9 protein-coding genes are annotated in these 11,279 nt (G+C 72.1%); 6 read left to right on the forward strand and 3 right to left on the reverse strand.

The window, feature by feature from the left end; translation table 11 throughout:
• Positions 1-87: 87 nt before the first annotated feature.
• Positions 88-2,643 carry an ABC transporter permease gene (locus AB0D29_RS21385; protein ID WP_362856217.1) on the forward strand — a complete coding sequence of 852 codons (2,556 nt, stop codon included), beginning with the start codon at positions 88-90 and terminating at the stop codon, positions 2,641-2,643.
• Between the two features lie 31 nt (positions 2,644-2,674).
• Here AB0D29_RS21385 and AB0D29_RS21390 read toward each other — a convergent pair whose 3' ends face one another.
• Together AB0D29_RS21390 and AB0D29_RS21395 are read right to left on the reverse strand one after the other, a co-directional pair.
• Positions 2,675-3,733: an alpha/beta hydrolase gene (locus AB0D29_RS21390; protein WP_362856219.1), complete on the reverse strand. Its 1,059-nt coding sequence runs from the start codon at positions 3,731-3,733 to the stop codon at positions 2,675-2,677.
• Between the two features lie 32 nt (positions 3,734-3,765).
• Positions 3,766-4,413, reverse strand: coding sequence for a DUF4389 domain-containing protein (locus AB0D29_RS21395; RefSeq protein WP_362856221.1), 648 nt, complete (start codon positions 4,411-4,413; stop codon positions 3,766-3,768).
• Between the two features lie 173 nt (positions 4,414-4,586).
• On the opposite strand from AB0D29_RS21395, the gene AB0D29_RS21400 reads away from it, so the two are divergent.
• A complete protein-coding gene (locus tag AB0D29_RS21400) occupies positions 4,587-5,471 on the forward strand; it encodes a 2OG-Fe(II) oxygenase (RefSeq protein ID WP_362856223.1) in 885 nt (294 codons plus the stop codon).
• 62 nt (positions 5,472-5,533) lie between these two features.
• On the opposite strand, the gene AB0D29_RS21405 is transcribed toward AB0D29_RS21400, so the two are convergent.
• Positions 5,534-6,481 (reverse strand): methionyl-tRNA formyltransferase, encoded by a 948-nt coding sequence (locus tag AB0D29_RS21405; RefSeq protein WP_362856225.1) that lies wholly within the window; start codon positions 6,479-6,481, stop codon positions 5,534-5,536.
• Positions 6,482-6,751: 270 nt separating this feature from the next.
• Between AB0D29_RS21405 and AB0D29_RS21410 the strand changes: the two genes are divergently transcribed.
• The 4 genes from AB0D29_RS21410 (at position 6,752) to AB0D29_RS21425 (ending at position 11,242) form a co-directional block, all read left to right on the forward strand.
• The gene (locus AB0D29_RS21410; RefSeq protein ID WP_362856227.1) at positions 6,752-8,107 is read left to right on the forward strand and encodes a lysine N(6)-hydroxylase/L-ornithine N(5)-oxygenase family protein; all 1,356 of its coding nucleotides are present in this window, start codon (positions 6,752-6,754) and stop codon (positions 8,105-8,107) included.
• Between the two features lie 98 nt (positions 8,108-8,205).
• Positions 8,206-9,264 (forward strand): iron ABC transporter permease, encoded by a 1,059-nt coding sequence (locus AB0D29_RS21415; RefSeq protein ID WP_362856352.1) that lies wholly within the window; start codon positions 8,206-8,208, stop codon positions 9,262-9,264.
• Positions 9,237-10,346: an iron chelate uptake ABC transporter family permease subunit gene (locus tag AB0D29_RS21420; RefSeq protein WP_362856229.1), complete on the forward strand. Its 1,110-nt coding sequence runs from the start codon at positions 9,237-9,239 to the stop codon at positions 10,344-10,346. Before AB0D29_RS21415 ends, AB0D29_RS21420 begins: the two co-directional genes overlap by 28 nt.
• 47 nt (positions 10,347-10,393) lie before the next feature.
• Complete coding sequence (locus AB0D29_RS21425) at positions 10,394-11,242, forward strand: ABC transporter ATP-binding protein (protein ID WP_362798593.1); 849 nt, start codon at positions 10,394-10,396, stop codon at positions 11,240-11,242.
• Positions 11,243-11,279: the final 37 nt, after the last annotated feature.

Below are 11,279 nucleotides of genomic sequence, written 5' to 3' on the forward strand. Positions count from 1 at the left end.
CACCGCACCAGCCGCCCACGCACCCACCCGCTCGCCCGCCCGCCCGCTCGCACCGGCCGAGCCCGCCTCCCCAGGATCCGCATCCCCATGTTCCGTACCGCCCTGCGCAACGTGTTCGCGCACAAGGCCCGCCTGCTGATGACCGCGTTCGCGGTCATGCTCGGCGTGACCTTCGTGTCAGGCAGCCTCGTCTACGGCGACAGCCTCCACCGGGCCGCCTCCGCCCGGGCGACCGACGGCTACGCACGCATCGCCGTCAGCGTCTTCCCCCAGGACTCCGAGGGCTCGAAGGGGTCCCGGCAGCAGGACGACGGGCCGCCCGGCATCGACGCCGCCACCGTGCACACGCTGGCCAAGGTCCCGGGGGTCTCCCTCGCCGCGGGCCGCGTCACCGGTTTCGCCGCCGTCGCCGACCGGGACGGCCGACTGCTCGGGCACGGCCCCTCCCACAAGGCGGGCAACTTCGCCCCGGGAACGGACGGCGCCGACCCCGCCTACCGCTTCACCCAGGGCTCCGGCCCGACCGGCGGCGACAGCATCGCCCTCGACGAGACCACCGCCGCGAAGGGCGGCTTCCGCGTGGGCGACACCGTACGCGTCGGCACGCACCAGGGCGCCGCCTCCTACACCCTCAGGGGGATCTTCCGTACCGACGGGACCACGCTGCCCGCCGGCGGCAGCCTGACGCTGTTCGACGACGCCACCGCGCAGCGGCTCTTCCTCCGGCCCGGCCTCTACGAGAACGTGGACGTCACGGCCGCACCCGGCGCCGACGTGCAGCAACTCCTCGGCCGGATCGAATCGGTGCTGCCACAGGGCGCCGGCGCGGCCACCGGGGCCCAACTCGCCCGGATCCAGGCCAACCTCGCCACCAACGACAGCGACACCATGAGCCAGATCCTGCTGGGTTTCGCCGGGGTCGCCCTGTTCGTCGCCACCTTCCTCATCTCCAACACCTTCACGATGCTCGTCGCCCGGCGCACCCGGGAGCTGGCCCTGATGCGGGCCGTCGGGGCCTCGCGCACGCAGGTGCGCCGCATCCTGCTGACCGAGTCCCTCCTCGTCGGCGCGATCGCCTCCGCGGCCGGCCTCGCCGCCGGCACCGGGACCGCCGCCCTGCTCCAGGCCCTCTTCGCCCCGGCCGACACCCCGGCCGGCCCGCTGGTCCTCACCCCGGGCACCGTGATCGCGTCCCTGCTGGTGGGCACCGCCCTGCCCATGGTCGCCGCATGGCTGCCGATCCGCCGGGCCATGGCCATCCCGCCGGTCGCCGCGCTCAGCGCGGCCGAGCCGACGGCGCCGGCGCGCACCGGCTCCCTGCGCACCGGCCTCGGCGCCGCGCTGCTGGTCACCGGCGTCGGCGCCGCGGCGTACGGGGCGCTCGGCACGAGCCGTGACGCGCGGACCGTCATCGGCCTCGGCGCGGCCCTCACCCTGACCGGGACGATCGTCCTCATCCCGCTGCTGGCCCGGCCGTTCGTCGCCCTGGTCCGGCCGCTGCTGACCCGCATCCAGCCGGTGTACGGCGACCTCGCCGCCCGCAACACCGTGCGCGACCCGCGCCGTACGGGGGCCACGGCCGCCGCGCTCGCCATCGCCCTCACCCTCGCCTCCGGCCTGTCCGTCCTCGGGGCCTCCGCCGCCCGGTACCTGGACCGGGCGACCACGCACGACTTCACCGCCGACTACCTGGTGAAGCCCGCCGAGGGCGGCATGCGGATGACGGCCGACACCGCGGCGGGCCTCAGGAAGCTGCCCGGCGCCGCGGTCAGCCCGCTCAACCAGTCCACCGAGTACCGGCTGGCCGGCGCCCCCTCCGTCCTGACCGGCGTCGACCCCGCCACCATCGGCCGGCTGCTGCGGTACGACGTGGTCGAGGGCTCCCTCGACCGTCTCGCCCAGGGCCAGATCGCCGTGGCCGACTTCAAGGCGAAGGCGGCCGGCTGGCACGTCGGCCAGACCCTGCCCCTGCAGCGGTTGGACGGCCGGCCGGACAGCGTCACCATCGGCGCCGTCTACCGGGCGGACGAGCAGAGCAACCTGCTGCCCAGCATCACCGCACCCGACTCCCTCGTCGCCCGACACGACTCCACCCCGCACACCGCCGGGATCCTCGTGGCCCTGGACGGCGGGCCCGGTCGCTCCGCGCTCGGCAGCGTCACCCACGCCCTCGGGGACAACCCCGCCCTGGCCGTCCTCGACCAGGAGGGCATCCGGGCCCAGGACAGCGGGTCCATCGGTGACCAGCTCAACGTCTTCTACGCCCTGCTGAGCATGGCCCTGGCGATCGCCGCCCTGGGCATCGCCAACACCCTCGCGATGTCCGTACTCGAACGCCGCAAGGAGATCGGCACCTTGCGCGCCCTCGGTGTGGACCGCGCCGGCGTGAGCCGGATGATCCGCCTGGAGGCCCTGATCCTCGGCGGGCTCGGCGCGACGCTCGGCACGGCCTTGGGCGTCTTCCTCGGATGGGCGCTCGGCCGCACCCTCCAGGAGAGCGTCGCGGGCTACGCGCTGGTCCTTCCCTGGGGGCGCCTCGCCCTCGGGGTGCTCGTCGCCCTGGCGGGAGCGCTGGCCGCCTCGCTCTGGCCGGCCCACAGGGCCGCCCGCGTCGACATCCCGGCCGCGACGGCGGCGCAGTGACCCCGTGCCCGGGACCGTCGTCGTGCCGTGCTCAGCGGACGGCGGGCCCGGGGGCGCCGCCGGCACCGGGCCGGGCGAGGAGGCGCCGGAGCCAGGCGGTACGGGCCTGGCGGGCGTCCCGGCTGAGGGCCGCCCCGGGTGCGAAGCCGTCGAAGGCGTGGAAGCCCCCGGGCCACACGTGCAGTTCGGCCCGGCCGCCCGCCTGCCAGATCGCGTTCGCGTAGGCCACGTCCTCGTCCCGGAAGGTCTCGGCAGACCCGACGTCGATGTAGGCGGGGGGCAGCCCGGACAGGTCCGTGGCGCGGGCGGGGGCCGCGTACGGCGGCAGGTCCGCGGCCCCGTACCGCTCGCCCAGCAGCGCCCGCCACCCGGTGGCGTTGGAGGTCCGGTCCCAGATGCCGAGGCCGGCCATCTGGTGGCCGGAGACGGTGTCGTTGCGGTCGTCGAGCATCGGGCACAGCAGCAACTGCCCGATCGGCGTGGGCCCGCCCCGGTCACGGGTGAGCAGGGCGAGTGCCGCGGCGAGACCGCCGCCGGCGCTCTTCCCGCCGATGACGATGCGGTCCGGGTCGACGCCCAGGTCGGCCGCGTGCCGGGCCACCCAGACGAATCCGGCGTAGCAGTCCTCCACCGGTCCCGGGTACCGCGCCCGCGGTGCCAGCCGGTACTCGACGGAGACGACGGCCAGCTCCAGCGGCAGGGCCCACTCGCGCAGCAGCTGCGGAACGACGGACCGGGCATTGCCCATGATCATTCCGCCGCCGTGCATGTAGTACAGCACCGGCAGCGGGCCGGTGGTCCCGGCGGGCCGCGCGCTCACGAGCGTGACGTCCGGATCGCCCGGCGCTCCCGGCACCCGCAGCTCGTCCACCTCGAAGAGGCCGTCGGCCCGGAGCTCCCGCAGCGTCGGCCTGGGCCGGGCGGCGGCGTCCTGCTCCTGCCGGGCGGCGAGGTTCTCCGGGGTGAACGGCTCCAGCGCCCCGTCCCCCAAGGCCGCCAGCGCCGCACCGAGTTCGGGATCGAAAGGGGGCGCGTTCCACGCCGTCGGGCCGGGCTCGCCACCTGCCGGGAACACTCGCGCGAAATCCATGCTCCGTAGTCAACCACCCGCCGGACGCGGGCTCATCCGGCGGTCACGTGCTCCTCACCGCCCATGTCGAGGCGGAACGGCGGGTAGGCGTCCGTCATGAGCGTGGCGTACGCCGTCACGCGCAGCACCCACCGGTTGAGCCCGATCACGAGGTCGAACAGGTCCCGCGGGTACTTCTCGGTGAAGGCCAGCGTGACGACCGCGATGAGCGTCAGCAGACCGATCAGGCCCCAGCTCCACCAGCCGCCGTGCGAACCGGTGAAGAAGCCGATCACGAGGTAGTGCGGGATGGCGAGCAGCCACCACTTCACCAGGACCAGGCCCCGGGAGAGGCGCTCGGGGTAGGCGATGTCCAGCCGGGCCGGGTAGTCGGGTTCGGGTCCGAGGCTGAACGGCGGGTACCGGTCGGTGCCCAGGGCGCCGTAGGAGTAGTACGAGACCCGCCAGGACCAGCGGAGCACCCCGAGGTTGAAGTCGAAGAGGGCCCGCGGGTACCGCTCGGTGAAGAGGACGGCGAAGAAGGCGATCACGCAGACGACGAGGAAGGCGATCCACAGGAACGCCAGCACGATGTAGTGCGGAATGGCCAGGATCCACTTGACCAGCCACAGCCAGCGCGACAGCGGCGCGTCCAGCGTGGCCGACACCGCTACCGGCGGGTAGGGGGTCTGTAGGGTCATCGTGCTCACCTCATCGGCTCACCTCGCCCCTCCTCCATCATCCCGGCTGCGCGCACCGCCCTCCACTCGGGCGGGCCGCGCGGTCCGGCACGTGGGACCGGGGGCGGCGTACTCCTGTGCGCCCCCATGTGCTCCTTCGACGGCACGGGTCACTCCGCTTACGGTTCCGGGCCATGAGTGGATACGCGAAGGAACCGGCCACGCCGACGGAAATCAGCACCCGGGACTTGCCTCCCTCCGACCGTTGGTCCACGACCCCCGTCATCCCGGCCCCGGTCTGCCGCTTCGAGAACTTCCTGGGCGCGGAGCGCGCCGCCGGTCTGCTGGCGTACGCGATCTCCCGGCAGCCCGACTTCAACGCGGGAACGGTCCTGGACCCCCTGTCGGGCCAGGTCTCCCACAAGGGCCGCAGCTCCCTCGTCCTCCCCGTGACCAGCTCCGTCTTCAGCCGCCACCTCGCCGACTGCCTGCCGCTCGTCCAGGAGGTCCTCGGTCACCAGGCCGCGCTGACGCAGACCCTGACCGTCCTGACGGCGCACGGCGAAGGGGGCCACTACGGCATCCACACCGACGCCTCACGGGTCCGCGACGTGAGCACGGCGGTGTCGGCGGTGTACTACCTCCACCGCAGGCCCCGTGGCTTCGACGGTGGTCAACTCCGGCTGTACGACACCCAGTTCCACCAGGACGGGCCGCAGCCGGCGGAGACCTACCGCACCATCGAACCCGAGCACGACACCATCGTGTTCTTCCCCGCCAGCGCCTTCCACGAGGTGGTCCCGTCCACCTGCCCCAGCGGGCACTTCGCCGATCACCGGTTCACCCTCACGACGTGGATAAGCGGCACCGAGCCGGCGCCGGCGACCCCCGACACCCCGTTCCGGATCTGGCAGTGGATGGCCCGCGCGGCCGAACACACCCGCCCGCTCGCGGACGTCACGAGCGACCACGACGGTGCCCGGCCCATCGCCCTCCCGGCCGCGGATCCCGTCACCCGTCTCACCCTTCCCGCACCCCGCACCCCGTACGACAGCGTGGACGGGGTGCGCGAGGGCTGAGCGCCGCCGGGCGGCGGGCGTCGGGCCTGCCCCGGTGGCCGGCAGCGCGCCCGGCCCGTTGGTCAGGGCCGGCCGGTGAGGTATCCGCCCATGGCGGTGAAGTACTCGGCCGCGGGCAGCTCCCGGCCGTCCTCGGTCCGTACGCGGGTGATGGCCAGCCCGTGGTTGCGGCCGGTGCGGGCGTCGGCGCCCGCGACGATCACCACGCCCTCGCCCTCGCGGTAGAAGATCCGGCCGGGCGTGCCCCCGTACCGCCCCTGGGACACACAGGCGGACAGCACCTCCAGCCGCCTGCCCTTGTGGAAGGTGAAGGCGCTGGGGTACGGCTCGGACTGGGCGCGGACCAGGCGGTCCAGGTCCTGCGCGGGCCAGGTCCAGTCGATGCGGCTGTCCTCGAGGGACCGCTTGTGGAAGAAGCTCGCCCGGGTCCGGTCCTGCCGGGTGAACTCCGTCCGCCCGGAGGCGATGAGGTCGAGGGCGCCTACGGTGACCGGGGCGATCAGGTCGACGGTCCGGTGGAAGAGGTCGGTGGCGGTGTCCGTCGGCCCCACCGGTACCGACTCCTGCCGCACGATGTCCCCGGCGTCGAGTTCGTCGTTCATCATGTGCGCGGTGACGCCCACTTCGGTCTCGCCATTGATCAGCGCCCAGATCAGGGGCGAGAATCCGGCGTACTTCGGAAGCAGCGAGTCGTGCACGTTCAGGGTGCCGTGGCGCGGCAGTCCGAAGACCCGCGGGGGCAGCCACGTACGCCAGTTGTTGGCGACGATGATGTCCGGGTCGGCCTCCTTGAGGCGCTGGTACAGCTCCTCGTCGTCCGGACGGTTGCGCAGCAGCACCGGGACCCCGTGCTCTTCGGCGAGGTCGGCGACGGAGTCGCTCCAGATCTTCTCGTAGGCGTGCTCGCTCTTCGGGTGCGTCACCACCAGCACCACGTCGTGCTCGGAGTCCAGGAGGGCTTGCAGGGTGCGGTGCCCCCAGGTCTGGTAACCGAACATGACGACCCGCATGGGGTTCCTCCTCAGGGACAGGGGTTGGTCACTGCCGAGTAAAGCAAGGCTTGCCTAAGTCCGCAACGGTGCCCGCCCTGTCGTGAATTGACGATCACTCAACTCGCCTGCTGCCCGATTTGTCTATCGACAGCTCCATGAGAATCAGCTTAGCCTTACCTAAGTTTCGGTCGCGTCTCCGTCGGCGTGCCCGGTTTTCCCGCCTTCCCGATGCTCGACAGGCCGCCCGCCCCTCCGGCGCGGCGGCTGCCCTCGCACGATGGGAGTGACATGGCACAGGCTCGTCCTGGCGACCCCCCGCTGATCCACGACCTCATAGGAATCGGCTTCGGGCCGTCCAACGTGGCCATGGCGATCGCGGTCGGCGAGCACAACGCACGCGTCGGCAGGGAGGAAGTGATCACCACTCACTTCTTCGAGCAGCAGCCGCGCTTCGGCTGGCACCGGGGCATGCTCATCGACGACGCGACCATGCAGGTGTCCTTCCTGAAGGACCTGGTGACGCTCCGGAACCCGGCCAGCGAGTTCAGCTTCCTGTGCTACCTGAAGAGCAAGGGACGGCTGATCGACTTCATCAACCACAAGAACCTCTTCCCGCTGCGTGTGGAGTTCCACGACTACCTGGAATGGTCCGCGGCCAAGGTCGACGACATGGTGTCCTACGGGCACGAGGTCGTGGGGGTCACGCCGGTGGTCCACGACGGAGTGGTGGACCACCTCGACGTGACGGTCCGGTCGGCGGAGGGACTCGCGCTCCACCGGGCCCGCAACCTCGTCATCGGCACCGGATTACGCCCCCTCATGCCGGAAGGGGTAGAGCGCACCGAGCGGATCTGGCACAACTCCGACCTCCTGACGAAGGTCGAGGGCCTCCAGGGCGCCGACCCCTCCCGGTTCGTCGTCGTGGGTGCGGGACAGAGCGCCGCCGAGAACGTCGCCTATCTGCACCGCCGCTTCCCCGGGGCCGAGGTCTGTGCCGTCTTCTCCCGGTACGGGTACAGCCCCGCCGACGACAGCGGCTTCGCCAACCGCATCTTCGACCCGGAGGCGGTCGGCGAGTTCTTCACCGCGCCCGAGAACGTCAAGCGCAAGCTGATGGACTACCACCGCAACACCAACTACTCGGTGGTGGACATCGATCTGATCGACGACCTGTACCGGCAGATGTACCAGGAGAAGGTCCTCGGCACCGAGCGCCTGCGCTTCCTCAACGTCTCGCGGCTCACCGGCGTCACGGAGACGCCGGCCAGGGTCCACGCCACCGTGCAGTCCCTGGTCACCGGCGAGGAGACCCCCCTGGACGCGGACGTGGTCGTCTTCGCCACCGGCTACCGCCCCGCCGACCCGCTCGGCCTCCTCGGCGAGGTCGCCGACCGCTGCCTGCGCGACGACGAGGGCCGCGTCCGCGTCGAGCGCGACTACCGCATCGCGACCGACCCCGCACTGCGCTGCGGCATCTACGTGCAGGGCGGTACGGAGCACACGCACGGCATCACCTCGTCCCTGCTGTCCAACACCAGCGTCAGGGTCGGCGAGATCCTGGACTCGCTCCTCGACCGGGGCCTCAAGTCCGATCCCGACGAGGTCCGGACGGTGGCAGACGGGACGGGCAGCACGGCCCGCTAGCCGATTCACGGGCCGGTCCGGTCCGCACACGTGACGCCTGGTGGCGCGTGCCACCGACGACGTTTCGCCGGTGGAGCGAAGGGATGACGTACAGCAACATGGGCACGACTACAGTGGAGCGTCCCGCGCCCAAGGGTGCAACGGAGGCCCGCGGGCGCCGCGTTGTGGGCTCGTTGACGCTTCTGTTGATCCTCCTGGCCGCCGTGGTGGTCTCGTTGGCCGTCGGTGCCCGCGCGCTGAGCCCGGCCGATGTGTGGCAGGGGCTGACGGCGGCGCCGGACCCGGACCGGCGGCTCACCGAGATCAGACTCATCGTGCAGACCGTACGAGTGCCCCGGACGGTCCTCGCGGTCGTGGCGGGCGTGGCCCTGGGAGTCGGCGGGGCGCTGATCCAGGGGTACACGCGCAACCCGATCGCGGACACGGGTCTGCTCGGGGTGAACTCGGGCGCCTCCTTCGCCGTGGTGACGGTGATCGCCGTGTTCGGCTTCGCCGGCCCGTTCCAGTACGTCTGGTTCGCCTTCCTGGGGGCGGCGGTCGCCGGTGTCGTCGTGTTCGGGCTGGCGAGCATCGGCCGGGGGGCCGGCAATCCGCTGACACTCGCCCTGGCCGGGCAGGGGATCACGGTGTTCCTGGCCGCCATGACCACCGCGGTCGCCCTGTCGGACAAGGCTTCGCTGAACGCGCTGCGCTTCTGGAACGCGGGCTCCGTGGCCGGAGTCGGATTCGGCGTCATCTGGCCGGTGACCGCGTTCGTCGCCGTCGGGCTGGTGCTGGCGCTGACCACCCTGCCCGCCGTCAACCTGCTCAACCTCGGCGACGACGTGGCGCGCGGACTCGGCGTCAACATCGCGCTGACCCGGGCCGTCGGCATCGTCGCCATCACCCTGCTGGCGGGAGCGGCGACGGCGGCCTGCGGGCCCATCGCCTTCCTCGGCCTCATGGTGGCCCACGTGGCCCGGTACCTGACCGGTCCGGACTACCGCTGGCTGGTGCCGTACGCGGGCCTGCTCGGCGCCATCGTCCTCCTGGTCTGCGACATCGCGGGGCGGTTGCTGGTGCGGCCGGGCGAGCTGGACGCCGGTGTCGTGGTGGCCCTGCTCGGGGCCCCGTTCTTCGCGGTCCTGGTGTGGCGCGGAAAGTTCAAGAGCGCGTGAACGGGGCGGACGTGGAAGTGGAAGCGGTGGAGGTCGTGAAGGCGTCGGTGGCGCCGGGCGTCCGGCTCGGCCGGGTGTCGTTCGTCTGGCGACCGTGGATGGTCTGCGTCACCCTGCTGCTGGCGGCGGCGACGTTCCTGGTGTTCTGTCTGTCCATCGGCGTCGGGGAGTTCCCCATCGGTCTGCCCCAGGTGATCGCCACGATCCTCGGGCGGGGCGAGCAGGTCGACGAGTTCGTGATCATGGACCTGCGCATGCCGCGGGCCCTGGCCGGGTGCGTCGTGGGCATCGCGCTGGGGGTGTCCGGGGCGATCACCCAGTCGATCGCGCGCAACCCGCTGGCCAGCCCCGACATCCTGGGGATCACCGGGGGCGCCGGCGCGGTCGCGGTGTTCATGGTGACGGTGTCGGGCGGGACCGCCGCGGCGGTCGTCAGCTCGGTCGGCCTGTCGGGCGCGGCGCTCGCGGGCGGTCTCGGTACGGGGCTCCTCGTGTACTTCCTGGCCTGGCGGCGCGGGATCGACGGCTTCCGGCTCATCCTCATCGGCATCTCGGTGAGCGCCGTGATGGAGGCCGTCACGACCTGGCTGCTGGTCCGGGCCGACATCAGGGACGTGGCCCGGGCCCAGGCATGGCTGATCGGCTCGCTGGACAACCGCTCGTGGGACGACATCCGGGTGGCGCTCTGGTGCACGCTCGTGCTGATGGTCGTCGTGGCGTGCGCCGCGTTCCAGTTCAAACCGATGCACCTCGGCGACGAGGTGGCCGCGGGCCTGGGCGTGCGGTACTCGGCCGTCCGGGCGGTCCTGCTGCTGTGCGCGGTCCTGCTGGCCGGCGTGGCGGTGAGCGCGGCGGGCCCGGTCCCGTTCGTCGCCCTGGTCGCGCCGCAGGTGGCGATGCGTCTGCTGAGGTGCCCGACACCGCCGATGGTGGCCTCCGGCATCGTCGGGGCCCTGCTGCTGACCGGCGCCGACCTGCTCGCGCGTACGGCCCTGCCGATCACCCTTCCGGTCGGCGTGATCACCGCCGCGGTCGGCGGGCCCTTCCTGGTCTACCTCCTGGTGCGGGCGAACCTCCGTTGACCGACTCGTACGACCCGTATGCAGGCACGTCTAGTTCAGGGGGAGCTGTGGCCGTATCGCACATCACCGGGATCGCGTCCGGGGGTCAGGAGACCGCACGGCTGGCGGCCAGGGGGGTCACGGTCGGGTACGGCGGCCGGAGCGTCATCGACGACCTCCACGTGGCGATCCCGCCCGGGGTGATCTCCACGATCATCGGCTCCAACGGCTGTGGCAAGTCGACCCTGCTGCGGACCCTCTCGCGGCTGCTCAAGCCGACGAAGGGCTCGGTCGTCCTGGACGGGGAGGACATCGCCACGCTCAGGACCCGGGACGTGGCGAAGAAACTCGGCCTGCTGCCGCAGGCGCCGGTCGCGCCGGAGGGGCTCACGGTGGCCGACCTGGTCGCCAGGGGGCGGCATCCGCACCAGAGCTGGCTGCGCCAGTGGTCGTCGGACGACGCCGCCGTCGTGGAGCGGGCGCTGGCCATGACCGGGGTGTCCGACCTGGCGGACCGGCCGGTGGACGCGCTGTCCGGCGGCCAGCGCCAGCGCGTCTGGATCTCGATGACGCTGGCCCAGGGCACCGACCTGCTGCTGCTGGACGAGCCGACCACCTTCCTGGACCTGGCGCACGCGATCGACGTACTGGACCTGGTGGACGACCTGCACGAGTCGGGATGCACCGTGGTCATGGTGCTGCACGACCTCAACCTGGCCACGCGCTACAGCGACAACCTCATCGTGATGAGGGCCGGGTCGATCCTGGCGCAGGGGCACCCACGGGACGTGATCACCGCCGAGTTGCTGCACGAGGCCTTCGGGCTGCGCGCCAAGGTGATCGAGGATCCGGTGGGGGACCGGCCGCTCATCGTGCCGATCGGCCGCACCCACGTACAGCCCGGCCGACTCGACTAGATTGGACATAATTCCGGGTCAAGTAAGGCTAGGCTAG

The organism is Streptomyces sp. NPDC048424, assembly GCF_040651555.1.
Lineage (GTDB): Bacteria > Actinomycetota > Actinomycetes > Streptomycetales > Streptomycetaceae > Streptomyces.